The 24750-nt window shown below is 62.6% G+C and carries 25 protein-coding genes; 5 read left to right on the forward strand and 20 right to left on the reverse strand.

Features of this window, described 5'->3' with window-relative positions; all coding sequences use genetic code 11:
- Positions 1–3: 3 nt before the first annotated feature.
- The 7 genes from WN982_RS18565 to ugpQ form a co-directional block, all read right to left on the reverse strand.
- Positions 4–2016, reverse strand: a complete 2013-nt coding sequence (locus WN982_RS18565) for an ATP-binding protein (protein WP_341313364.1) — start codon at positions 2014–2016, stop codon at positions 4–6.
- 28 nt (positions 2017–2044) lie between these two features.
- Positions 2045–3325 (reverse strand): dicarboxylate/amino acid:cation symporter, encoded by a 1281-nt coding sequence (locus WN982_RS18570; RefSeq protein ID WP_341313365.1) that lies wholly within the window; start codon positions 3323–3325, stop codon positions 2045–2047.
- Between the two features lie 407 nt (positions 3326–3732).
- Complete coding sequence (locus WN982_RS18575; protein WP_341313366.1) at positions 3733–4803, reverse strand: ABC transporter ATP-binding protein; 1071 nt, start codon at positions 4801–4803, stop codon at positions 3733–3735.
- 19 nt (positions 4804–4822) lie between these two features.
- Positions 4823–5614: an ABC transporter permease gene (locus WN982_RS18580; RefSeq protein ID WP_341313367.1), complete on the reverse strand. Its 792-nt coding sequence runs from the start codon at positions 5612–5614 to the stop codon at positions 4823–4825.
- Positions 5611–6549: an ABC transporter permease subunit gene (locus WN982_RS18585; RefSeq protein ID WP_341313368.1), complete on the reverse strand. Its 939-nt coding sequence runs from the start codon at positions 6547–6549 to the stop codon at positions 5611–5613. Before WN982_RS18585 ends, WN982_RS18580 begins: the two co-directional genes overlap by 4 nt.
- 104 nt (positions 6550–6653) lie before the next feature.
- Positions 6654–7766 (reverse strand): ABC transporter substrate-binding protein, encoded by a 1113-nt coding sequence (locus WN982_RS18590; RefSeq protein ID WP_341313369.1) that lies wholly within the window; start codon positions 7764–7766, stop codon positions 6654–6656.
- Between the two features lie 97 nt (positions 7767–7863).
- Positions 7864–8649 (reverse strand): glycerophosphodiester phosphodiesterase, encoded by a 786-nt coding sequence (gene ugpQ, locus WN982_RS18595; protein ID WP_341313370.1) that lies wholly within the window; start codon positions 8647–8649, stop codon positions 7864–7866.
- Between the two features lie 555 nt (positions 8650–9204).
- Between ugpQ and WN982_RS18600 the strand changes: the two genes are divergently transcribed.
- Positions 9205–9975, forward strand: a complete 771-nt coding sequence (locus WN982_RS18600) for a DeoR/GlpR family DNA-binding transcription regulator (protein WP_341313371.1) — start codon at positions 9205–9207, stop codon at positions 9973–9975.
- 66 nt (positions 9976–10041) lie between these two features.
- Here WN982_RS18600 and WN982_RS18605 read toward each other — a convergent pair whose 3' ends face one another.
- A complete protein-coding gene (locus tag WN982_RS18605; protein ID WP_341313372.1) occupies positions 10042–11709 on the reverse strand; it encodes a Na/Pi cotransporter family protein in 1668 nt (555 codons plus the stop codon).
- 212 nt (positions 11710–11921) lie between these two features.
- Between WN982_RS18605 and WN982_RS18610 the strand changes: the two genes are divergently transcribed.
- Positions 11922–12605, forward strand: a complete 684-nt coding sequence (locus WN982_RS18610) for an HAD family hydrolase (protein WP_341313373.1) — start codon at positions 11922–11924, stop codon at positions 12603–12605.
- Positions 12606–12639: 34 nt separating this feature from the next.
- On the opposite strand, the gene WN982_RS18615 is transcribed toward WN982_RS18610, so the two are convergent.
- Genes WN982_RS18615 through tauA form a run of 3 tightly spaced genes read right to left on the reverse strand, consistent with a single transcriptional unit; the run spans position 12640 to position 15376 of the window.
- Entirely contained in the window at positions 12640–13509 is an 870-nt protein-coding gene (locus tag WN982_RS18615) for an ABC transporter permease subunit (RefSeq protein ID WP_341313374.1), read from the reverse strand.
- A complete protein-coding gene (locus WN982_RS18620; RefSeq protein WP_341313375.1) occupies positions 13506–14312 on the reverse strand; it encodes an ABC transporter ATP-binding protein in 807 nt (268 codons plus the stop codon). The genes WN982_RS18615 and WN982_RS18620 overlap by 4 nt, the downstream gene beginning before the upstream one ends.
- A 41-nt stretch (positions 14313–14353) precedes the next feature.
- A complete protein-coding gene (gene tauA / locus WN982_RS18625; protein ID WP_341313376.1) occupies positions 14354–15376 on the reverse strand; it encodes a taurine ABC transporter substrate-binding protein in 1023 nt (340 codons plus the stop codon).
- Between the two features lie 276 nt (positions 15377–15652).
- Between tauA and WN982_RS18630 the strand changes: the two genes are divergently transcribed.
- Entirely contained in the window at positions 15653–16096 is a 444-nt protein-coding gene (locus tag WN982_RS18630) for a hypothetical protein (RefSeq protein WP_341313377.1), read from the forward strand.
- Positions 16097–16152: 56 nt separating this feature from the next.
- Positions 16153–16287 carry a hypothetical protein gene (locus WN982_RS18635; protein ID WP_341313378.1) on the forward strand — a complete coding sequence of 45 codons (135 nt, stop codon included), beginning with the start codon at positions 16153–16155 and terminating at the stop codon, positions 16285–16287.
- Between the two features lie 121 nt (positions 16288–16408).
- Here the strand turns inward: WN982_RS18635 and lipA are convergent, their stop codons facing one another.
- The 3 genes from lipA to WN982_RS18650 form a co-directional block, all read right to left on the reverse strand.
- Entirely contained in the window at positions 16409–17422 is a 1014-nt protein-coding gene (gene lipA, locus WN982_RS18640) for a lipoyl synthase (protein WP_341313379.1), read from the reverse strand.
- Between the two features lie 13 nt (positions 17423–17435).
- Positions 17436–18161 carry a lipoyl(octanoyl) transferase LipB gene (gene lipB / locus WN982_RS18645; protein WP_341313380.1) on the reverse strand — a complete coding sequence of 242 codons (726 nt, stop codon included), beginning with the start codon at positions 18159–18161 and terminating at the stop codon, positions 17436–17438.
- Between the two features lie 83 nt (positions 18162–18244).
- Complete coding sequence (locus WN982_RS18650) at positions 18245–18571, reverse strand: DUF2917 domain-containing protein (RefSeq protein ID WP_341313381.1); 327 nt, start codon at positions 18569–18571, stop codon at positions 18245–18247.
- A gap of 98 nt (positions 18572–18669) precedes the next feature.
- Between WN982_RS18650 and WN982_RS18655 the strand changes: the two genes are divergently transcribed.
- Positions 18670–19638 (forward strand): transcriptional regulator GcvA, encoded by a 969-nt coding sequence (locus WN982_RS18655; protein ID WP_341313382.1) that lies wholly within the window; start codon positions 18670–18672, stop codon positions 19636–19638.
- Between the two features lie 22 nt (positions 19639–19660).
- On the opposite strand, the gene WN982_RS18660 is transcribed toward WN982_RS18655, so the two are convergent.
- From WN982_RS18660 to WN982_RS18685, 6 genes are all read right to left on the reverse strand, one after another.
- Positions 19661–19930, reverse strand: coding sequence for a DUF493 family protein (locus WN982_RS18660; RefSeq protein WP_341313383.1), 270 nt, complete (start codon positions 19928–19930; stop codon positions 19661–19663).
- Positions 19902–20858 (reverse strand): D-amino acid aminotransferase, encoded by a 957-nt coding sequence (locus WN982_RS18665; protein ID WP_341313384.1) that lies wholly within the window; start codon positions 20856–20858, stop codon positions 19902–19904. The genes WN982_RS18660 and WN982_RS18665 overlap by 29 nt, the downstream gene beginning before the upstream one ends.
- A gap of 13 nt (positions 20859–20871) precedes the next feature.
- The gene (locus tag WN982_RS18670; RefSeq protein WP_341313385.1) at positions 20872–22101 is read right to left on the reverse strand and encodes a D-alanyl-D-alanine carboxypeptidase family protein; all 1230 of its coding nucleotides are present in this window, start codon (positions 22099–22101) and stop codon (positions 20872–20874) included.
- Between the two features lie 321 nt (positions 22102–22422).
- The gene (locus WN982_RS18675; protein ID WP_341313386.1) at positions 22423–23067 is read right to left on the reverse strand and encodes an alpha/beta hydrolase; all 645 of its coding nucleotides are present in this window, start codon (positions 23065–23067) and stop codon (positions 22423–22425) included.
- A gap of 8 nt (positions 23068–23075) precedes the next feature.
- On the reverse strand, positions 23076–23399 hold the full coding sequence (locus tag WN982_RS18680; protein WP_115099488.1) for a ferredoxin: 324 nt from the start codon (positions 23397–23399) through the stop codon (positions 23076–23078).
- A gap of 182 nt (positions 23400–23581) precedes the next feature.
- Positions 23582–24742: a VanZ family protein gene (locus tag WN982_RS18685; protein WP_341313387.1), complete on the reverse strand. Its 1161-nt coding sequence runs from the start codon at positions 24740–24742 to the stop codon at positions 23582–23584.
- Positions 24743–24750 lie beyond the last annotated feature (8 nt).

The raw sequence follows: 24750 nt of genomic DNA on the forward strand, positions 1-24750 counted from the left end.
GATTCAGGAACCCGTCGTGAGCGGGTCCGATGTTTGACTCGTCTGCACGCGCACGCGGCGCAGCGTCAACACGAATAGTGCACCGCCGTCGGACGCATTGCGCGCGACCAGCGTGCCGCCGCAATCGCGCGCAATCGACGATGAAATCGCAAGGCCCAGCCCAAGCCCCTGGCCCATTTCCTTGGTCGTGAAGAACGGTTCGAACAGGCGCGGCAGCACGTCTTCGGGGATGCCTGGACCGTTGTCGCGCACGGCGAACGACAAGGTCTTATCCGCGACTTCGACCTCTATCGAAATGCGCGGCGGCGTCATGCCTGCCGTTGCGTCGAGCGCGTTGCCGAGCAGGTTGATCAGCACCTGCTCGAGCCGCAGATCGTCGCAATTCGCGATCAGCTGCGGGTGATCGTCGGCGAGATTCAAAAGCGTGCGCGTGCCGGTCCCGGCATCGAGCAAAGCGAACTCGACTTCGACGCCCTGCAAACGCTGTTGCAGCAGCGCGATGACGTTGCGCAACGCCCGCACGATCGGCGCGCGCGCATTGCGGGGCCGTGCCCGGCCGACGAACAGCTTCAACTGATTGGTGATCTTGCCCATGCGCTCGGTGAGCGCCGCGATCGCCTCGAGATTTTCGCGCGCCGACGCCTGATCGCCGCGTTCGAGCAGCACGCGCGTATTGTCCGAGAAACCGCGCAACGCCGCGAGCGGTTGATTCAATTCGTGCGTGATGCCGGCCGCCATCTGACCGAGCGCGGCGAGCTTGCTGGCCTGAATCAGCTCATCGTGCGCGGCGCGCAGCTCCTGCTCGGCACGCGTGCGTTCGGCCACCTCCTTCTGCAACTGCTCGTTCGCCTGCGACAGATCCGCGGTGCGCTCAGCCACACGCCGGTTCAACTCCGCGTAGGCTTTCTGCAGCAGCGCACGGCTGCGCATGACCTCGCGCACGCGGGCGCGGCGCATTCTCCAGTAGAACGCGAGCAGCACCAGCGATACATAACCGAATCCGGTAACGATAGTCGCGTTGCGCGCGTCGGCGTCGACCGGATCGACTGGCGACATTGTGATCAAATGCCAGTCGGGTTCACCCATGCCACGCCGCGACGCGAGATAGCGTGGCGCATAGCGGCCACCCCCGATGCGCACGATCTGCGCATTACCTTCGAGCGTGCGCTCGATCGTCACCGGCAGCGGCGCGATCGGCTGCTGCGCATACTGACGCGCCTGATAAATCGAGTCGGCCACTTGTCCGGACAGCGGCCGTATCGTGTGATATTTCCACGCCGGCACCGACGACAGAAAGATCACGCCGTGATCGTCGGTGACGACGAGCGGCTCGGACGCATCCGCGCCCTGAAACCATTCGAGATCGAGTTTGACCACCGCCACGCCGACGATCTCGCCCGCGCGCCGCACCGGCTGCGAGATGTAGTAGCCCGGCGCCTGCGAGATCGTACCGATGCCGAAGAAGCGGCCCACGCCGCCCTTGATCGCATCGAGAAAATACGGCCGGAATTGATAGCCCGCGCCGATGAAGCTGCCCGGCCCGTGCCAGTTGCTCGCGGCGACGCAATAGCCGTCAAGAGGAATGATGTAGGTGACCGTGGCCCGCGCGTGGAGGTTGAGGTCTTCGAGGTACAGATTGGCGCGCGCGACGTTGGCTGGCGTGGGATTGACCAGCACGTCCTGCACGATCGGATGTTCGGCAAGCAGATAAGGCAGCGACTCGTAGCGCTCCAGCGTGCTCTTCAGCGCGCTGGCAGTGCGATCGACGCGCACCGCGGCGTTGTGCCGTAAATTGTCGATCCCACGCTGCCACGCAATGCTGTAGGTGAGCCCGCACGCCGCCACGAGCCCGGCGACGAGCGCGAAGAGGATCAGCAGGCGGCGCGTCACGTTGGCAAATTCCGATCGATGATGATCGGTTATTGTGGCATAAGGCGAGGTGGCATAAGGCGACGCGCCGTCGGCGGGAGGTTCGGCCGACGGCGCGGTGTGCCGGCGCGCGACCGCCGGCTTCATACGTTGGCGGTCGCGGCCATGACCCGGCTTAAACGCCAGCCGGCTCTTTGACCACTACTTCGCCGCGCAGCGCGGCGTTCAGCTTCGAGCGATCCAGTTCCTTTTCCCACGCCGACACCACCACCGTCGCCACGCCGTTGCCGACGATATTGGTCAGCGCGCGGCATTCGCTCATGAAGCGGTCGATGCCGAGAATCAGCACCATGCCCGACAGCGGAATGGTCGGCACCACAGCGAGTGTTGCCGCCAGCGTGATGAAACCCGCGCCGGTCACGCCGCTCGCGCCCTTCGAGGTCAGCATCGTCACCGCCAGCAGCGTGAGCTGCTGCGTCCACGTAAGGTCGATGTTGGTGGCCTGGGCGATGAACAGCACGGCCATCGTCATATAGATGTTGGTGCCGTCGAGGTTGAACGAATAACCGGTCGGCACCACGAGGCCCACCACCGAGCGCGAGCAGCCGAGCTTTTCGAGCTTGAGCATCAGTTGCGGCAGTGCGGCTTCCGACGAGCTCGTGCCGAGCACGATCAGCATCTCTTCCTTGATGTACGAGACAAAGCGCAGGATGTTGAAGCCCACCGCGCGCGCGATGAGGCCGAGCACGACCACCACGAACACGATCGAAGTCAGATAGAACGTGCCGATCAGCTTGAGCATCGGCAACAGAGAGCCGATGCCGTACTTGCCGATCGTGAAGGCCATCGCGCCGAACGCGCCGATCGGCGCCAGCTTCGTGATGATGCGCACGATGCCGAACAGCACGTGCGAGAGGCCGTCGATGAAGTTCGTCACGACCTTGCCCTTCTCACCCGCCGTTGCCAGCACCGCGCCGAACAGCAGCGCGACCAGCAGGATCTGCAGGATCTCGCCTTGCGCGAACGCCGACGAGATCGTGTCAGGAATGATGTGCATCAGGAAATCGACCGTGGTCTGGCCGTGCGCCTTGGCGGCGTACGAAGCGACCGCCTTGCCGTCGAGCGTGGCCGGATCGATGTTGAAGCCGACACCCGGCTTGAGCACGTGCGTGGCGATCAGGCCGAGCACCAGCGCGAAGGTCGAAACGATTTCGAAGTACAGCAGCGCCTTGCCGCCGACGCGCCCGACCTTCTTCATGTCTTCCATGCCGGCGATGCCCGTCACCACCGTACAGAAGATGATCGGCCCGATCACCATCTTGATCAGCTTGATGAAGCCGTCGCCGAGCGGCTTCATGTCGACGGCGAGGTTCGGGTAGTAGTGTCCGAGCGCGATACCGATGATGATCGCCACGATCACCTGGACGTACAGCACTTTGTGGATAGGTTTCTTCACGATGTTTCCTGCGATGTGGATGAGCTCATGGCCTGCCACGCTGCGCATCATGCGAACGAATGATCGTCACGCCTGTGCACGGCATTAGGCCGCGACAAGACGACGAATTCAGAGATACCGGGAAGGGAAATCAGACATCGTTGTCTCCTTGCTTTAGTTGTCGGACCGTTGCGGCCGCGTGATCTATTTCGCAAGGTCGATGCCAGCTTGATGCGAAGCGAATCGCCTTGATTTTTATAGGTTTTTTGGTGTGTTACGACGCGCGCCGTCCGGGATTCCGGAAATCCGGACGCGGGGCGTCGGGGAATCCGGAATCCATACAGGCGGCGAATCCGGGAAAACCCTGATGGCTTTTCAGCAGCGCCCGTCGCTCGAGAAGAGCGCCGTTTGCTGGTGTTTGCAGATTCTTATGCGCCGCCTTCTTCGAGCACCAGCAGGTTCTCGTGCGAGAAACCCAGCGACACCGGCTGACCCCGTTCCGGCAAGCCGCGATTCGGGTCGTTGAACACGTCGAGCGAAACGACCGCGTCCTTCACGCGTGCTCGGATGCGCACCACGGCGCCGAGGAAATTGACCTCTTCGACGGTTGCATTCAGCGTGTTGCGGCCGGGCGCGGCCGGCTCTAGCACGATCGCCTCGGGCCGCAGCGCGAGCAGACGCTTTTTGCCGGCGTCGTCCGGCGGCAGTTCCTGCGTGGTCGTCAGCTCCTGGCCGTCGACGGCCATCTTGCCGGTGGCCGGATCCACGACGTGTCCCGCCAGGATGTTCAGCGTGCCGACGAACGAAGCAACAAAGCGCGTACGCGGATAGTTATAGATCTCCGAAGGCGAGCCGATCTGTTCGACGCGGCCTTCGTTCATCACGACGATGCGGTCGGAAATCGACAGCGCCTCTTCCTGATCGTGCGTGACGAAAATCGATGTGATGCCGAGTTCGCGCTGCAGCGCGCGAATGTCCTGCCGCAGCGAAATGCGGATCTTCGCGTCGAGCGCGGAGAGCGGCTCGTCGAGCAGCAGCACTTGCGGCTTGCCGGCCAGCGCGCGCGCCAATGCCACGCGCTGCTGCTGACCGCCCGACAATTGCCATGGATAACGCTCGCCGAGATGCGGCAGCTTGATCAGCTGCAGCATTTCTTCGACGCGCTTTTTGATCTCCGCCTGCGGACGATGCGTGATCTTCAGCCCGAAGCCGATGTTGTCGGCCACCGTCATGTTCGGGAACAGCGCATACGACTGAAACACCATGCCGACCTTGCGCTGCCGCGTACGCAGATGCGTGACGTCCTTGTTGTCCAACCGGATGATGCCGCGCGTCGGCGTTTCGAAGCCGGCGATCATCCGCAATACTGTGGTCTTGCCGCAACCGGACGGTCCGAGAAAGGTGATGAACTCGCCGCGTTCGATCTTCATGTCGAAGTGATGCAGCGCCGTGTTCGCCCCGAACGACTTATGCAGATTTTCGATCTCAAGAAAAGCCATGATTCGCTGCCTCAGTCCGTCAAATTTTCTGGCCGCTAAGCGCGCGGGCCGAGCCGAATACCTGGATCAAACCCATCGATGCCCACGTAATCACGAACGCGATGATCGCGAGCGCCGACGGCTCATACGCGCGGTTCGCGCCGATCAATTGCAGATACGGTCCGAACGCGGGCCGGTCGAGCAGACTCGCCAGCGTGAACTCGCCGATCACCACGGCAAAGGTAAGAAACGCGCCGGACAGAATGCCGGAGCGGATATTCGGAAAAATCACCTTGAAGAGAATCGTCGGCCAGTTCGCACCGAGACACTCCGCGGCCTCGGTCAGCGAACGCACGTCGACCGCGCGCAAACCGGCATCCACCGCGCGGTACATGTACGGCAGCGATAACGTCACGTAGCCGAGCACCAGCAATAAGTCGGTCGCGCGTTCGTTGCTGGTGAGCGGCAGAATCGAACTGCTGTTATAGATGCGCAGATACCCGAACACGATCACGATCGCCGGAACCACCAGCGGCAACAGCGTGATGAACTCGACCACCGGGCGCAGCTTCGGCAGCCGCAATTGCACCCAGTATGCGGTCGGCACCACCAGCAGCACGCCGACGATGATCGTCAGCACCGCCATCAGGATCGAATAGCCGAACGAGGCCTGAAACCGCGGATCGGCCAGCACGACGCTGTACGCCTCGAAGCTATACGCGCCGCGCTTCATCCGCAGGCTGAATTCGAACGTCGCGATCAACGGAATCAGGAAGTACAGCGAACCGACGATCATTGCGGTCCACGCGCCCACACGCGATTGGCTTTTCATCGACGCCCCCTTTCCGCGCGTGAACGCAACCAGATATAGCCGCCGTTCGACAGTCCGGTCACGAGAACCATGCCGAGCGCGAGCGCGTAGCCGAGGTTCTGGTTGTGCATCACGTCGCCGCGAATCTGCGCGTACAGCAGGATCGTGACGATGTTCAACGAACTGCCGGTCAGCGCATAAGCGGTGGCGACCGCGCCGAACGAATTGGCGAACAGCAGCAAGGTGGCGCCGAGCACGCTCGGCCACAGCACCGGCAACGCAACGTAGCGCCAGTATTGATACGACGTGCCACCGAGACAGTCGCAGGCTTCGCGCCATTCGCGCTTCAGGCCGTCGAGCGCGGGCGTGACGATCAGCACCATTAACGGAATCTGGAAGTACAGGTAGGTCAGTGTCAAACCGGAGAAGCTCAACACGCTGAAGCCCGTCGAATACAGATTGAAGCCGAGGTATTTCTTCAGCAGCACGGTGACGAGACCGACGCGCCCCAATGTGCAGATGAAGGCGAACGCGAGCGGCACGCCGGCAAAATTCGACGCGACGCCGGAGAACGTCATCAAGGTCGGACGAATCCAGCCGGGCAGTTTGCCTTGCACCGCCGCCCACGCGAGCAGCGAACCGATCACCGCGCCGCCGAGCGCGGAAGCGGCGCTCACCTTGAAGCTGATCCAGTAAGCGTCGAGTATGCCCGGCTGGAGCAGGTCGCGAAAATTGGCGAGCGTGAAGTGGCCTTGCGAATCCTGAAATGCGCCGACCATCAGAAAGCCGGTCGGCAAAATCAGGAACAACAGCGCGAAGGTAAAGAACGGCACCACGCCGATCCAGTTCAGGAACTGCGACGCGCGGCCCGGACCGTCGACGCGAGGCGTTGGCGTGGGCACAGGCGGAACCAGCAATTCCGGCTGCACCGATCCAGCATCCGATGAAGCGCTCATGGCTTACCCTTAGGCAATCTGGCTAACGCCGGGCGCGCCGCTCAACTGGAGCGGCGCGCCGCCGGCAAAACTGCACGCTGCGCTTTGAAGTAGCGTTGCCTCGCTTACTTCACGTTCGCGCCGACCGCTTCGTCCCAATGCTTCGTGATGGTGTCCTTGTAGGCGTCCTGTTGGGACAGCGTCGGGAACACCACATTCTTGTAGGCCGTAGGCGGCGGCAGTTTGTCGAGCAGCGCTTGCGGGACCTTCTTCGCCGCGACCATTTCGTTATAGCGCATCGGGTGGCAATAGCCGGTCAGCCAGCCGATCTGGCCTTCGTCCGAATACAGATATTCCATCCACAGCTTGGCCGCGTTCGGATGCGGCGCATAGGCGCTGATCGCCTGCACGTAGACACCGGCGACGACGCCCGTTTTCGGAATCACCACCTGCACCTTCGGATTGCCCTTCAGCGTATCGCGGTCAGCCAGTGCGTTGTAGTCCCAGCGCACGACGATCGGCGTGGTGCCCTGCGCGAGCGACGCGGCCTTGCCGATGACCGGCACGAAGTTGCCGCTCTTGTTCAGATCGGCAAAGAATTTGAGGCCGGCTTTGTCGGCGTTGCTCACATCGCCCTTGCTCTGAGAGAGGCCCGCGGCGAACACGCCCTGGATCGCCTGGTTGGCCGAGCGCGGGTCGCCTGCCAGCGATACGGCGTTCTTATAGTCTGACTTGAGCAGATCGCTCCAGTCGGCCGGCACCTTGTCGATCATGTCGGCATTCACTTCAAAAGACAGCACGCCGTAGTAATCGCCGTACCAGTAGCCGTCGGCATCTTTCGAGTCATTGGGAATCGACTTCCACGTCGCAACCTTGTACGGCTGCAGCAGACCTGCCGCCTTCGCGCTCGGACCGAAAGACAAACCCACGTCGATCACGTCAGGCGCTTGCGGACCTTTATTGCCCTTGTTCGCCTTGATGGCTTCGATTTCGTCGCCCGAACCCGCATCCGGATTCAGCTCGTTAACCTTGATGCCGTATTTCTTCTGAAAGCCGGCGACCAGCTGACCGTAGTTGCACCAGTCGTGCGGCAAGGCGATCACGGTCAGTTGACCTTCCTGCTTGGCAGCTGCGATCAGTGTGTCGAGCGGCGCGGCCGAAGCGCTGCTCACGCCGGCTGCGGCAACACCCGCAGCGGCCGACATCGAAAGTAAACGTGCTAACGCGGTGCGGTTCATAGTCTTCCCCATCCTCTGCCGAAATTGCTACGTTTGGAAAATTTCTAATTCGAGTTCTGTGAGCGCGCGCTTGTGCTCCTGCTCGCTCGCCCCATGCTCAGCCCGGGTTCGCCGGTGCGGACAACATGTCGTGTTCCAGTCTATCGATGCGATCGGTACAAATCATGTCGACGCCCCACTGCGCGAGCAACCGCGCGCGCTTCGGGTCGTTCACCGTGTAGACCAGCACGCGCAATCCGGCCGCATGGATCTCGGCGACCAACGGTTCGGTCAGATGCCGGTGACTCGCGTGCAACGACACGCAGTCCAGTTCACGCACGATGCGCAGCCAGTCCGCCGGCACCTCCTCGAACAGCATGCCGCGCCGCAATGAAGGCGCCGCATCGCGCGCAGCGGCTAGCGCATCGAACGAAAACGATGAAAGCAGTGGCGGCGTCTGCGCTTGCCAAAGCGTCAGCGCGCCGCTTGCCACCAGACGCCCGGTGACCTCGTCGCGGCCCGGACACGGTTTGATTTCGATGTTTGCGGCGATGCCGTCGCGCGCACAACGCTCGGCCGCTTCGGCGAGCGTCGGCAGGCGCGTGCCCGCGAATTGCGGCCCGTACCAGCCGCCCGCGTCGAGCCCAGCCAGTGAGTGCCACGTATGTTCTGCCGCGGCGCCGTGGCCGTTGGTGGTGCGCTCCAGCGTGTCGTCATGCAACAGAAAGAGCTGGTTGTCGGCGGAGAGCTTGGCGTCGAATTCAACCATCCGGTAGCCGTAGCGTACGCACGCGTCGAAACCGGCGAGCGTGTTCTCCGGCGCCAGCGTGCCGCCGCAGCGATGCGCGATCAGCCTCGGATACGGCCAGTCTGCGGATATAGCGCGATTAATCCCGTTTCCCACGTCTCGTTACCTTCATGATAGAGCGCGTTAATTTGCTCTCGACACGCTTTTAACTGCCACGACCGCCATAACGAACGCCGTTTCGTGCAGCCCTCACTCTCGAGCCCCGCGCGTAGTATCGCGCTAACGGGTGACGTTGCGATAGCCGGCTGCACGACCAATACTTCAATGGCGCCGGCACCCGCACTCATCGTCAGGATGACGAACCGTACAGCGTTCCAGCAACGCCACGCGCAGCGGCGAATCGTTCGTCCGAGGAATGCCACGATCCATTATGGCAACGAGGGCGGGTCAATCAAATTGCCAAAAAACGCCGCAAAATGCTCGAAACAGGACATTTCAGTTCCCTCTCGAACATTTCGTGTTCGAAACAGGCGCGGGTGTCCGATCTGCGAAGGCTAAGATTAAATACACAAATTTGCAAGCTACCAAAAAAATACAACACAATTCGGCTAAAGTAGTACGCTTGACATCGTCCAGTCACACATCCGTGTCAACGATGTTGTAGTTAAAACAAAGCCATGTGAACGCGCGTTCGCATCCAAGGAAAAATGCATGTGGCAGGAAGACCGTCATCAGAGAATTCGCGCGTTGCTGTCGACGCTTCAACGCGTGTCGACCGAACGCATCATGGCGGACCTCGGCGTGTCGCGCGAAACAGTGCGGCGCGACCTGCTCGATCTGGAAGCACTCGGTGAGTTGCGGCGCGTGCACGGCGGCGCGATCAAACCTGCGAACGAAGCGCCGATCGCCGAGCGTGCGCACATGCGCGTCAAATCGAAGACAGCGATCGCCAAGGCGGCCACCGGGTTGATTACCAGTGGCCAGACGCTTTTTATCGACGCAGGCACCACCACCGCGGCGCTAGCCGAGGAGCTGGCGAAACTGGCGAACCTGACGATCGTCACCAATTCGATCGACGTCGCACTGAAAATGCGCGGCGCCGTCGAGCAAACCGAAGCGGCCAACGAAGTCATCCTGCTGGGCGGTTCGATCAGCGATCGCGCGATGGCGACCACCGGCGCCACCACGGTGCTCGACATCCAGCGCTATCGTGCGGACATGGCGCTGCTCTCGCCGGTAGGAATCGATCACCGGCACGGCGCGACCAACTACGATCACGGCGAAACCGAAGTGGCGCGCGCCATGGTCGCCAACGCGGACCGCGTCGTGATCCTCGCCGACTACAGCAAGATCGGCCAACGCAGCCGGATTTCGTACTGTCCGGTCGATCGCATAGATGTGCTGATCACCAACAAAAGGGCGACCGAAGCCGCAGACTTCACATCGCTGAAGAGGAAGCTGGAAGAGATCGTTCTGGCTTAGTGCTTCGTGTAAGTTGCGTGTGGTTTGCTCATAAACGGCGCTTGCGACCCATAGCCGGGTAGCCGCCTATTCCTTCACGTGCATCGTGTCGAGCACGCGTTTGCGCAAGCGCGTGTCGCGCAACGCGCCGGCTGCGTCGAGTACCGGATAGGCCGTCGCGCAGAACAGCGAATTGAGCCGCTTCATGTCGCTGATCAAATCCAGATGCAGCGCGCTGGTCTCGATGCTGCGCAAGCTTTGCCCCGCGAGCCGGTCCAGATGCTTGTATGAATACGCGCGCTCCAGATCGCGAAAACGTTCCTTCTCCGCCAGCAAGCGCTCCGCGCAACGCAGATCGTTGTTCAGAAACACGGATAGCCCGAGTTGCAGATTGGCGGCAAGACGCGTCTGCAAATCGTCCAGTTCGCCGAGCCCTTCCTCGGAGAACGACAAACGATGCGCGATCTTCTTCTCCTCGATATCGCTCACGATCCGCTCGATGATGTCGCCCGCATGCTCCAGGTTGATCGTCAGCGAAATGATGTCGGTCCAGCGGCGGCTATCGGCCTCGTCGAGCTGCTCGCGGGAGATGAGAGTGAGATAGGCTTTGACCGCGGCGTAGAGTTCGTCCACGTCGTCGTCCATGCGGACTGTTTCGCGCGCTGTGTCCAGATTGTTGTGATGGATCAGCTCCGCGACGTTGTTGAGCATGGCGCTCACGATGTCACCGATGCGCAGCACCTCGCGCGCGGCATGCGCGAGCGCGAGAGTCGGCGTGGAAAGTGCGGCGGCATCCAGATGCAGCGGCCGCAGTTCGCCGTTCGGCTGCGGCCGGTCCGGCAACATGCGCGTGCAAATGCGCGCCACCGGATCGATCAGCGACAGGCACGCACAGCAACGCAGCGTGTTGTAGATCAGGTGAAAGCCGACCACCGCTTCGCGCGGATTCGCGATCAGCACCGGCAGAGCGCGCGCGAGCAGCGGTGCGAACGGCAGGATCAGCAGCGCGCCGGCAAGCTTGAACGCAAGACTGCCCAACGCCAGACGCCGCGCCGGCGCGTTCTGCGCGACAGTACCGATCAGCGCCAGCAAACCGCTGCCGAGGTTCGCGCCGATCACAAGACACAACGCCACCTTCAACGAGATCACACCGGACGACGCGAGCGTCGCCGTCAGCAATACCGCCGCGAGGCTCGAATAGGAGAGCATCGCGAATGCCACACCGACCAGCGCATCGAGCATCGTGTCGCCGGTCAGCGCGCCGAACATCACCCGCACGCCGGCGGCTTGCATCATTGGCTGGGCGGCTTCGACGATCAGATGCAGCGCCAGCAGGATCAAGCCAAGCCCGATTAGCGTGCGGCCGACCTGACCGAGTCGGGTCTGCTTGCGCGATAGAAAGAGTGGCACACCGAACAGAATCAGGATCGGCGACAGCCATGACAGATCGAGTGTCAGCACCCGCGCCATCAAGGCGGTGCCGACGTCGGCGCCGAGCATGATCGCGAGGCCGCTGGTAAGCGGCAAGAGACCCTGCGCCGCAAACGACGTGACGATCACCGCGGTTGCATTGCTGCTCTGCACGAGGCTCGTTACGCCGACACCGGAGAGGAAGGCCCGCCAGCGGCTGCTGGTGCTGCGCCCGAGCATGCTGCGCAGGTCAGCGCCGAGTACCCGCAGGATGCCTGTGCGGACGATGTGCGACCCCCATACGAGCAGCGCCACACCGGCCAGAAGGTTAAGGAGAATCAGCATAAGGCACTACGCATTCCGTTCCTGCTGCCATGACCCGAACCGCATGCCGCTCGAACCGGCACCCGGGGCGTATGACCGTAGTGTTGCATAATTTTGCCTTATTGTAATTTTGTGCTTTTAAATATACGCTCACACAAAGCTGTGGACTGCTGTGCGCCGACCGGGTCGTTAACGCAGCAGTCTGCTGGACAACCTGATGCTGAGGAATCTCGATGAGCCGCAACCTTGCGCTGTTCGACCTGGACCACACGCTGCTGCCGCTCGACAGCGATCAGGCGTGGGCGCACTTCATCGCTGGATTGGGCATAGAAGGCGCTACGCGGCATGCCGAGGAAATCGACGGCTACTACCAGCAATATGTGGCTGGCACGCTCGATATGGCCGCCTATCTGAACTACACACTGGCGCCGCTCGCCCGCCATTCGCGCGAACAGCTCGACGCGTGGCATGCCCAGTTCATGCAGGATGTGATTACGCCGGCAATCCTGCCGGCAGCGCGCGAGCTGGTGCAACGTCATGTCGAAGCAGGCGACTTGTGCTGCATCGTCACCGCAACCAACGTGTTCATCACAACGCCGATCGGCAAGGCGCTCGGCTTCGAACATCTGCTCGGGATCGAACTCGGCACTGAAGGTGACGATCCTCTGGCGCGCTATACGGGGACCGCAGTCGGCGTACCCACTTTCCGCGAAGGCAAGATCACGCGCACCGAGAATTGGCTGGCCTCGCTCGGCCATCGCTTGCAGGATTTTCCGCAAAGTTACTTCTATAGCGATTCGATCAACGACATACCCTTGATGGAATGTGTCACGCATCCGGTCGCGACCAATCCCGACGCGCGCTTGCGCGCCATCGCCACGGAACGGGGCTGGCCGGTGATCGAACTGTTTGCCTAAGGTTTCCGTGGGCCGCGCTTAGTCCACGCTACGGTTAAACGCGCCCTTTCCACGGCACCAGCCGCCGCTCCAGCGCCCGCATGCCGAGATCGAACAGCCACGCGATCAGTCCGATCAGCACGATGCCCATCACCACCACGTCGGTACGCAGAAAGCTCGATGCGTTGAGCACCATCTGACCGAGTCCCGCAGTGGCGGCGACCATCTCGGCAGCAACCAAGGTGGTCCAGCCGAAGCCGATCGCGATACGCAGGCCGGTCAGAATCTCCGGCAACGCCGCCGGCAAGACCACGTAGCGCACGATCTGCGCGAAGCGGCCACCGAGAGAATACGCCGCATGAATCTGCTCGATGGTCGCACTGCGCACACCGGCACGCGCGGCCATCGCGATCGGCGCGAAGCAGGCGAGATAGATCACGACGATCTTCGCCGTCTCGTCGATCCCGAACCAGATCACCACCAGCGGCAGATACGCGAGCGGCGGCAGCGGCCGGTAGAATTCCAGCGGCGGATCGAGCAAGCCGCGCGCGACCCGGCTCACGCCCATCACGATACCGATCGGCACTGCGGTGAACGCAGCCAGTGCGAACGCGCCGAACACGCGCAGTGCGCTCCATGCGAGGTGCTGGGAGAGCGGCAAGCCGCCTTGAATGCGTCCGTGCCACGCGTCCAGAAACGCGGCCCAAACGGCCTCCGGCGTCGGCAGGAACAACGGCGGCAGCCAGTGCAGATGCGTGGCAAGCCACCACAGCGCCGCGAACGTGGTCACGGAAACTGCGCTCAACGCCGCGGTTGGGCCTTCGCCCGGCAAGCGCCAGCCGCGTACCGGCCGCGCCCTTTTCCGTGGCGGCTCATCCGCCTGGGCCAGCGGCAGATTGCCTAATGATTCCCGCGAAGCTGTCATGACGCCACCTCTTCCTGATTCTGCTCGCTCCGGTCGTGCAGGCGTCGCACTAGCCGCTCCCGCCATTCGATGAAATCCGGCGACGACTTCACCGCGCGGGCATCGCGTGTCTCGAGAAAACGTTGCGCGAACGGCAGGTCGTAGCTGTCGGCGATGCGTCCTGGGCCTGGCGTCATCACGACGAGACGGGTCGCCAGAAACAGCGCCTCTTCGACGCTGTGCGTAATGAAAAACACCGTCTTACGCGTGCGCCCCCAGACGTCCAGCACGAGCTCCTGCATCGACTCGCGCGTCATTGCGTCGAGTGCGCCCATCGGCTCATCCATCAACAGTACTTGTGGATCGCTCGCCAGCGCGCGTGCAATGCCGACGCGCTGCTGCATACCGCCGGACAGTGCGTAGACCCGCGAGCGAGCGTGCTGTTCGAGCCCGACAAGCGCCAGCATCCGCCGTGCAATGCGCTCGCGCTCCGCCTTCGGTACGCGCTGAAAGCGCAATCCGAGTGCCACGTTGTCGAGCACATCGAGCCACGGCATCAACGCGTACTTCTGGAATACGACACCGCGATCCGCACCCGGCCCGCGCACCGGTTCGCCGTTCAGCCACACTTCGCCCCCGGTCGGCTGAATAAAGCCAGCGATGCAGTTCAGCAAGGTCGTCTTGCCGCATCCCGATGCACCCAGCGCGACGACGAACTCGCCCGGTTCGATGCGCAGATCGACATCGGAGAGCGCGACGTTCGGCGCCGCACCGCGCGCACCTTCGTAGGCGACCTGCAATCGCCGGATCTCAAGACCGCTCATCGCCGAACCTCATGATGCTGGTGGAAGACCTTGCGAAGCGATCAATGTGCTGCAGACTGCACGAACTGCGGATCGACACCGGTCGAGTAATCGGTCAGCACGTTCTGAATCGTGCCTTGCGTCTTCAGAAACGCAGCGGTGGCAGCCAGCGATTTCGCCGCGCCGGATTGCGCGCCGCCACCCAGCCATGCATTCGAAGCCTGCTGCGCCGGCGTCGGGAACGCGTACAGCGCGAGGCTCGCCGGCACCTCCTGCGCGGTGGCGCCGGACTCCTTCGCAACGGCTTCGACCTGCGGCGAAGTCGCGGTCCATGCCGACGTGTGATCGCGGTAGCTCGCATCGGTCGCGGCCAGCACCTTCACGAAACGCGCGACGAACTCTGCGTTCTGACTAGCGAACTTACGGTCGACGACGAAGCCGTCGAAGGTCGCCTTGCCGGTTTGCTGTGCAACCTGCCCCGACGTGATCAGTACCTTGCCGTTCTTCTTCACCTTCGCCAGCACCGGGTCCCAGATGTAGGTCGCGTCGATGTCGCCGCGCTCCCACGCTGCCGCGACTTCAGGCGGGCGCAAGTTGACGATCTTCACGTCGGACGGATTCACGCCGGCGCTCTGCAGCGCGACCAGTGTATGAAAGTGCGAGGTCGACACGAACGGCACGCCGATCTTCTTGCCCTTCAGACCTGCGACGCTCGTCACGTTGGAACCGTCGCGCGCGACCAGCGCTTCGGCGTCGTTGATGTTGTCGAGAATCCAGAACAGCGAAATATCGACGCCTTGCGACAGCCCTGCCGCGATCGGGCTCGACCCAGCCTCGCCGAGTTGCACCGAACCGGAGGCCAGGGCGCGGATCACGTCGGCGCCGCTGCCGAGCTTGCGATAGGTGACCTTATAGCCAGTGGCTTTCTCGACTTCGCCGGTGGCCTGCGCATAGCGCCAGGGCACGACCATGTCCTGATACGCGATCACGACTTCTTTGGTATCGGCATGTGCGGTGCCGGCAAACGGCGCGGACAGTGCGAGCAGCGCAGCGAATGCGGCGAGCGGACGGAGGAAGCGATTCATCGGGAAGCCCCTTTAGTGTGTGTTGTCTGGGAGGCTTTCGACTATAGGGAGTTTGTGTGCGCGCTGTTCTAATTAATCCGCAATTGCTAATCACGCTGTTCGAGCATTGCTTTTCGGGTTGCGTTGGATAGGTGCGACTGTTGCTGCGTGCAGCGGATTGGCTCTAGCGGATGATGGCGGATTGAGCTGCCTGAGCGCAAGCTGGCCGTTCGGCGGATTGACCGCGGTTCGGCGCGGACTGGATGATCTCTGGATTGTTCTTCAGTTCGCGTTCCTATGATCGAATTTCTTCATCGCTTGGGCTGGTTGTTTTTCAATGTCGGCGTGCCTGTCTTTGCGCCAATTGCTTTGTTGCCTCTATTGGGCTTCTCGCGCTTCTATCGGCAGGCCTCGAGAGGCATCGCCATAAAAGCGATCCAAGACGGGCAACTGCTGTGGGTCGTCATTTCGATGTGCGCGAGCGCGTGCTATGAGATTGGAGGTGCGCTCGGAGACGCATCGACAGACAACGCTCGATCTTTCATGCTGGCAGGACCGCTCTGGCATGTTCTGTTCATTGTGGTGGCTTGCCTGATCGTATCGTTCGGCGCCGCCGATTCCATACCGCACCCCGAATATCGTTACGTCGACGCACCTGATCGAGGACTCATGTGGATTTCACTGTTCATGACGGCGATCATTGCGGCATTGTTTTCGATATCTCATTATTCGCTAACCTAACTAATCAAGAGCGACCAAGCTATACTCCTGACAAATAATCCACAGGGAGGACCGCAATGCCCAATGTCATCGACTACATTATCGAGAACCGCGCGCTGCGCAATCGCATTATCGATTTCATGTATCCCTTCGTCGGCATCGGAGGAATACTGGCCTCGATTTCCATGCTGCTTGCTCGCTACTACCGCTAGCGACTTCGAGTCAATTTCGTGGTGCAACTCCTGCGCCCCAACCCGGCACCTCGCCCTAAATAAACAAAGCCCGCAACAAGTGCGGGCTTTGCATTTTCAAACTACCAGCTAGCCAAACCGTTCAGACCACCCCAGCTCCATGTGCCTGCAAATCAGCGTGGTAGCTCGAGCGAACCATCGCGCCAACGGCGGCATGCGTAAAGCCCATCTTGTACGCTTCTTCCTCGTACATCTTGAACGTATCCGGATGCACGTACGAGCGAACCGGCAGATGATGCTCCGACGGTTGCAGATATTGGCCGATCGTCAGCATATCCACGTCGTGCTCGCGCAGATCGCGCATCACTTGCAAAATTTCTTCTTCGGTTTCACCAAGGCCGACCATCAAACCGGACTTCGTTGCAACGTTCGGATGAAGCGCCTTGAAGTCCTTCAGCAGCTTCAGCGAATGCGCGTAATCCGAACCCGGACGCGCCTCCTTGTACAGACGCGGCACCGTTTCGAGGTTGTGATTCATCACATCGGGCGGTGCGGCGTTCAGAATGCCGATCGCGCGATCCAGACGGCCGCGGAAATCCGGCGTCAGAATTTCGATGCGCGTCTCCGGCGACAGCTCGCGCGTCTGACGGATACATTCCACGAAGTGAGCCGCGCCGCCGTCGCGCAGATCGTCACGGTCCACGCTCGTGATCACCACATACTTCAGCTTCAACGCTGCGATGGTGCGTGCGAGGTTGCCCGGTTCTTCCACATCGAGCGGATCGGGGCGGCCGTGGCCGACGTCGCAGAACGGACAGCGGCGCGTGCACTTGTCGCCCATGATCATGAAGGTCGCGGTGCCCTTGCCGAAACATTCACCGATATTCGGGCAGCTCGCTTCTTCACACACCGTGTGCAGGTTGTGCTCGCGCAAAATCTGCTTGATCTCGTAGAAGCGCGAATTGCCGGTGGCCGCTTTGACGCGGATCCAGTCCGGTTTTTTCAGCTTTTCGATCGGGACGATCTTGATCGGAATACGGGCGGTTTTGGCTTGCGCCTTCTGCTTGGCAGTAGCGTCGTAAGCCGTGGCAGCGGCGGCAGCCGGCACGGCATCAGGAGCGGGAGAGGCTGCGAGGTTCGCGGTAACGTCAGTCATTCGTTCGGTCCAGTCAGGCGGTAAGAGCACCGGCCTGCGGTTGGGCGACGGCCGCGGGACTGCCGTCGAGGTTTGCGGTGAGGCATGCAGCAAAGGTTCGGGCCACTTCGTCCCAGCCGGCAGCGACGCCCAGCGTCGCCATATCGACTGTTTCGAGCCCCGCGTAGCCGCATGGATTGATGGCCAGAAACGGCCGCAGATCCATCTTCACATTCAGGCTCACGCCGTGATAGCTGCAGCCGTTGCGGATTTTCAGACCCAGCGCGGCGATCTTGGCGCCAGCGTGCAGCCCGGCGTCCGGCCCGGGCGCCACATAGATGCCAGGGGCGCCCGCCTTGCGTTCTCCGGCGAGATTATACGCCGCGAGGGTGTCGATCACGGCCTGCTCGATCCGCGTGACCATCTCGCGCACCATCAGCTTGCGGCGGCGCAGATCGAGCAGCAGATAGGCAACCACCTGCCCGGGCCCGTGATACGTGATCTGCCCGCCGCGATCGACTTTGACAAGCGGAATGCCGCTGTCGGCGGCCAGCAGATGCGCCGGGTCGCCGGCCTGGCCGAGCGTGAAGACGGGGGGGTGTTCGACCAGCCAGATTTCGTCGGGGGTGTCGGCGATGCGCTCGTCGGTGAACGCGCGCATCGCGTCGAAACTGGCTTCATAAGATTCGCTGCCCCGCCAGCGCAGCATGAGCGGCGCCGTGGCGAGCAGTGGAGACGGGGAAACCGGGGTGGCACACATGATGGCGCCAGTTTACCGAAATCTGGCCATCCCCGCCGGAAGCGCTCACGGCGCCGTGCCCGCCGCCGTGGCGCCGCCTATGCTCAAACTGTGCGCCAGCTGCCGCGCATCCGCGCCGCCAGCCGTTCGCCGACCCGCGCGAACCAGTTCAGCGCCCGCTCGTCGCAACGCGTCGGCACCGAAAACGCCACCCTCGCCTGCGTGTTGCCTTCGGCGCTCAGCCACAGGCGCTCGCCGCGCCGCAGCCGCAGCGTGTGGCCGGGCTGCAGCCAGTAGTCTTCGGTGTCGTCGCTGCGTGTCACCCATACGGCGCCGCCGTGCACGACCAGCCTGGTGCTGCGGGCCACTTTCATCGGAACAGTTTCGCCGGTGCGGATTTCAAACGCGATGCTAGAGGAAATTTCTCGCATGATGCCCTCGCCAAAATTCGTTTCGTGGCTACAATCGTAGGCGTACCAAGGGTTTACGCAAAACGATCTATTTTCACCTCTATGTGAGAAATATTGCGATGGACCTCCGGCAATTGCCCCCACTGAACGCCATCAAGGCTTTCGAAGCCGCCGCCCGCCACGAGAGCTTCTCGCGCGCGGCCGACGAACTGTTCGTCACGCACGGCGCCGTCAGCCACCAGATCCGGGCGCTGGAAGCGGAGCTGGGCGTCACGCTGTTCGCCCGCGACGGCAAACGCGTGCGGCTCACCGAGACTGGCCGGCGCTATGCGACGCACGTCCGCGCCGCGCTGATGGCGCTCGTCGACGCCACCCGCGAAATCCGCGCCGGCGACCGCGAGCGGCGCCTGGTCGTGTCGATGCTGTCGTCGTTCGCGGCGCGCTGGGTGACGCCGCGGATCGGCAGCTTTATCGAGGCGCATCCGCAGTGGGACCTCGAACTGCTGTCCACCAACGCACTGACGGACTTCGCGCGCGACGACGTCGACGTGGCGATCCGCTTCGGCTTCGGCAAATATTCAGGGTTGCACGCGGAGTTACTGCTGGAGGAGATCTTCTTTCCGGCCTGCGCGCCGAATTTCAACGGCGGCAAGCTGCCGCAAACTCCCGCCGATCTGGCCAAAGTCCCGCTGCTGCGTTCCGACGACGAACTCTGGCGCCCCTGGTTCGACGCTGCCGGCCTCACCGACTGGCCGGAGCCGAAGCGCGGGGTGTTGTACCAGGATTCGTCGAATTTGCTGCAGGCTGCCATCGACGGCCAAGGGGTCGCGCTCACGCGCCGCTCGCTGGCGATGCACGAGATCGCAGCGGGCCGCCTCGTGCGGCTATTCGATGTGGATGGACCGAGCCCGTGGCAGTACTACTTCATCTGCCCGCCGCAAATGCTCGAAACCGCGCGTGTCAAAGCATTCCGCGATTGGGTATTCGACGAAGTGGGACGGTTCAAACAGCTTTTCGACCGGGCTTGCGCGGCGGGACCCGCGGCAAGCTCCGATCACGCGGCGGACGCATTGCGCGCCACGCCTTGAGTGCAATCAAAATCGCCTGACGTCAAAGCACCACTTTCACCATCGGATGCCCGGTGAGGGCGCGATAGATGTCGTCGAGATGCGCGCGGCTCGTTGCACGCACCGTTACCGTCAAACCGGTGTAATTGCCGCCGCTGGACGGCCGCGTTTCGACCCGCGTGCCGTCGACTTCGCTATCGAACTGCCGAACCACCGAGACAATCGTTTCGGCGAACTCGGGATGCGATTTGCCCATGACCTTGATCGGGAAATCGCAGGGAAACTCAAACAGTGACTCGTTCTCGGGACTCATTCTCTACTCCTTGCTGCGCCTCTTGCGCTTCCTTCGCCTTGGCACGCTGATAGGCCGCGTATAGCGCCGCATACACCGCGCCCGGCTTGCCGTCGCCAACCGGCTGACCATCGAGTTGCGTGACCGGCAGCACTTCCTTGGTGGCTGAGCTGGCCAGAATCTCGTCGGCCGCGCGCAGTTCGGCTTCGGCGATCTCGCGAGGCTCGAAGCGGATGCCGCATTCGCTCGTCAATTCCTCGATCAAGCCGTAGCGAATACCTTCGAGAATCTTGTGGCTGCGCGGCGGGGCGGACAACACGCCGTCCTTCACCATCCAGATATTCGACGACGAACCTTCAGTCAGCATGCCGTCACGAAACTGGATCGTTTCGAACGCGCCATTTTCAGCCGCGTACTGCGCCATCAGCACATTGCCGAGCAGCGACACCGATTTGATGTCGCAATTCAGCCAGCGACGGTCTTCGGCGCTCACGCAACGCACGCCTTGCGCGCGCTGCGCGGCGTCCGGCAAGTTCAGCGGACTGACCATCACGAATACGGTCGGCTGGATGCCGGCCGGAAATGCATGACCGCGTTTCGCGACCCCGCGCGTCACCTGAACGTAAGCGATCGCGTCCTGATCCGCGCGCAAGCCGGCGTCAGCTTCATTGGCCGCGACCACGCGCTCGATCAGCGCACGCCAGCCGGCGTCGTCGAACGGATTGACGATACCGATCTTGTCGAGCGAACGCGCGAGACGCGCCAGATGCTGCGCGAAGCGAAACGGCGTGCGGCCGCCGGCGTGCGCATACAGCGGCGCGACTTCGTAAATGCCGTCGCCGAAGATAAATCCGCGGTCGAGAACCGGCACGCGTGCCTCGGCTACCGGCACCAGCTCGCCGTTCAGATAGACAATCGGGTCGAGCGGAACATCGGAAACAGCGGTCATCTGGGTCAGGCTCTTACTTCTTCTTGTTGAACATCAACATCAACGAATCCCACACGCGGCCCACCACGCCGGCTTGCGGCACGGCTTGCAATGCGACCACCGGGAATTGCGCCAGCACCTTGCCGTCGGCGACCAGCTTCACGGTGCCGACCTGCTGACCGTTAGCGATCGGTGCGATCAGCGGATCGATCTGCTCGACCTGCGGCTTCACCTTGTCGCCCATGCCCTTCGGCACGGTGATGTACTGATCGCCCTTCACGCCGATCTGCACGGTGTCCTGCGCGCCCTTGTAGACACGCGGCGTGCCGACTACCTGTGCCGCCTTGTACAGACGCACCGTGTCATACGCGGTGTAGCCGTAGTTCAGCATCTTCAGGCTGTCCTGCACGCGGTCGTGTTCCTTGACCTCGCCCATCATCACCGAAACGAGACGGCGCGACGCGTCGTTCGCGCCCGGCAGCGGACGCCTGGCGCTCGCGATCAGGCAGTAACCGGCGGCTTGCGTGTGACCGGTCTTCAGACCGTCCACCGACGGATCGATCCACAGCAGACGATTGCGGTTCGGCTGCTTGATCTTGTTGTACGTGAATTCCTTGACCGAGAAGATGTTGTAGTAGTCGGGGAAATCACGAATCAGACGTGCCGACAGGATCGCGAGGTCGCCCGCGGTCGTGTAGTGCTGCGGGTCGGGCATGCCGTTCACGTCGGCGAAATGCGTGTTCTTCATGCCCAGGCGCTGGGCTTCGGTGTTCATCATGTTGACGAACTGCGCCTCGCTGCCGCCGACCAGTTCGGCCAGCGCGATCGCCGCGTCGTTGCCCGACTGGACGATCATGCCGTAGACCAGATCGTGCACGGTCACCGGCTTGTTCGCTTCGATGAACATGCGCGATTCGTCCGTGCGCACGCGGCGCACCCCTTCGCTCGGCATCACCGTCTGTTCCATCGTGATCTTCTTCGTCTGCAGTGCTTCGAAGACGAGATACGCGGTCATCAGCTTGGTCAGCGATGCCGGTTCGACGCGCTCGTCGGCATTGCCGGACGCGAGCACCTGATTGCTGGTCGCGTCGACGAGCACCCACGAACGCGCGTTCACCGCCGGCGACGGCACTTGCGCGAACGCCGTGCCGGCAACGAGCGTTGCCGGCAACACGATGCCGAGGGTCACAGCACGGCTAAGCGTATGGGGAACGAAGGAAGCAACTGTGGGGAATAACGTGCGGCCGGAGGTGGAAAAACGCATAGGGTCGATTCGTGCAGAAAAATGCATCGCGCGCAGGGCGCGTAGTTTGGAAGAGCCGGTCGGCGAGCGTCTGGCCGTGTAAAACACGGCGCGGCGCCCGTTGGACCTCCGGCCACGCGATCGGTTCGCGCAGCACGCCCGCATCCGGCACCGCTGCGCGCGCATGGTGCTACGCGTCGCGCGAACTGCCGGGTGAGCTGTGCTGCGCCCAAAAAAGAGCGCTCATTATACGCGCGCTATCCTGGTAACTTTGCCCAATGGGCGGCGATTAATTTCCGTTTGCGCGTACCTGTACCCCGGAAAACACGCGCCGCGCACCACTCATCGCCACGCGTCGACGATGATCCGCTTCAGAATATGCAGCTTGCGATGCAGAAAATGCTCCGCTCCCGGAATCACGACAACCGGCAACTCCTGTGGCCGCGCCCAGTCGTAGACCGATTGAATGGGAACCGTCTCATCGGTTTCGCCGTGAATTACAAGCGTGTTTTCCGGCACGGGCGCGACTTCCCAACGGCTCGCCGCGGTGCCGACGAACACCATCCGCTCGATCTCCTGACCTTCTTCGCGCAGCTTCGCAGCCACATGCGACAACACGAAGGTGCCGAACGAGAAGCCCGCGAGTACAAGGGGCAGATCGCCCTGCCCCGCTTCAGCGCGCATATGGTCGAGCACCGCGCGCAGATCGTCGCGCTCGCCAATGCCGTTGTCATGCTCGCCTTGCGTTTCGCCCACGCCGCGAAAATTCGAGCGATAGGTCACGTAGTTCAACTGCACAAGCGTGCGCGCCAGCGTTTGCGCGACCTTGTTGTCCATCGTGCCGCCGAACAGCGGATGCGGGTGCGCAACCAGCGCGATCCCGCGCGGCGCGGCGCCGTTCTCGCGGGTTTCGTCGGGCAGGTCCAGCGCGACCTCGATTTTGCCGACCGGGCCGTCGATCAGATATTTCTTCGTATGTACGTTCATGGCGCGGCTTATTGATCGATCTTCAGACGCTCGACAATCTTGCCGTTCGCAAGATGCGAATCGACGATTTCGTCGATGTCGCTCTCGTCGACATACGTGTACCAGACGCCTTCCGGATAAACGACGACTGTCGGACCGAGCTCGCAGCGATCCAGACAGCCTGCCTTGTTGATCCGCACCTGGCCGGGGCCGGCGAGGCCGAGTTGCTTTACTCGCTTTTTCGCATGCTCCTGCATCGCCTGCGCGTTGCAGTTCGCACAGCTCGGGCGCTCCGCGCCGGGTTCGCGCTGATTGAGGCAGAAGAAGACGTGGTACTTGTAGAAGGAGTCCATGGTGTCCGGGGGCGAGGCTTTAAGAGTGGGGAACGGCGCTGGGCGCGCTGCGGCGCGCCTGTTGTGCGGTCGATTATAGCGAGCGGGGCTCGGGGTCGCTCATCGGCGGCCGCTCAGCGGCTCACCGGTTGAATGGCGCGTTCGGGGTATTGGTCACCTCGCCTCACCCACGGCGCATCGCATCACTGCCTAAGGCTCAAGCGCCGCTTGAGCCACACACGCTCGACCAGAAACGCCAGCCACACCAGCGCCGCATACGGCCAGACCCACGCAAGCCATTGCGCAAGGCCATTGAAGTGCAGATAACGCCCCTGCCGCCAGTCGGCCAGCACCACATCGAAATACGGATTCACCGGCAGCAGATTGACGAACACCAGCACGATCGTCAGCGCACAGGCCGCGAGCGCCGCGCGCGTGCGGCGCCGCAGCCGCAGTGCGAGCAGCGCCGCGGCCGTGCCGCATGCGAGACCCGCTAGCGCGCCGGGTGTCGCCCAGTTGAACGCGAGGCCCGATTGCGATTGCAGAAACGTCGCGCCAGCCTTGACGCACAAGGTCGTAACGACAAATGCGGTCAACAGGCGCACGCGCGGCGCGTGGCGGAGGATCGACAGCGACGCCAGCACGAGCGCGGCGAACAGATTGAGCGTCGTGATGACGGCTTCCCAGCCGTCGTCGGGTAGCCAGGCGGCGGCCATCATCGGCCACGCGCCGACGTGCCAGCCGGGCGGCGTCCATGCGCGCAACGCATCTTGAGTGGTCGAATCGAAGCTCAGCCACAGCGCGCGCGGCCAGTTGCCGAACCCGAAGAGGCGCGGTGCCGGGTACATCGTCGCGAACGGCCACAACGCGACGAGACACGCGAGCGCGGCGCTATCGCGCTCGAACCACAGCAGCCGCGCGCGGCGCAGCAAGCCGCGATCGAGCAACGCGCCGGTGGCCGGCGACACTATCGCCGCGCCGAGCAGCGCGCCGAGCGCATTGGCGGCCAGATCGAGGTTGGAGGCGACGCGCGTCGGCAGATAGGTCTGGACGGCTTCCATCACGCCTGACAGCAAGCCGCCGAGCACAAACGCGAGCCCGACCGCCAACGTGCCGCGCCAGCGCGGATAGAGCGCGAGCACCACCAGCGCGCCGAACGGCATGTAGCCGAGCACGTTGGTGACGACGTCGAACGCCGTCAGATACTGCGGCATGGGATCGAACAGATAGTCGAACGGACCGAGGCCGAGCGAACGCCAGCCGGAAAACGGGTACCACGAACCGTAGACGATCAGCGCCGCGTACAGCCCCAGCGCCTGCCGGGCGAGCGCCGACGGACGGCGCGCCCAGGGTTTTATGCTCATGCAGCGCT

Source organism: Paraburkholderia sp. IMGN_8 (assembly GCF_038050405.1).
In the GTDB taxonomy this organism is placed as follows: Bacteria; Pseudomonadota; Gammaproteobacteria; order Burkholderiales; family Burkholderiaceae; genus Paraburkholderia.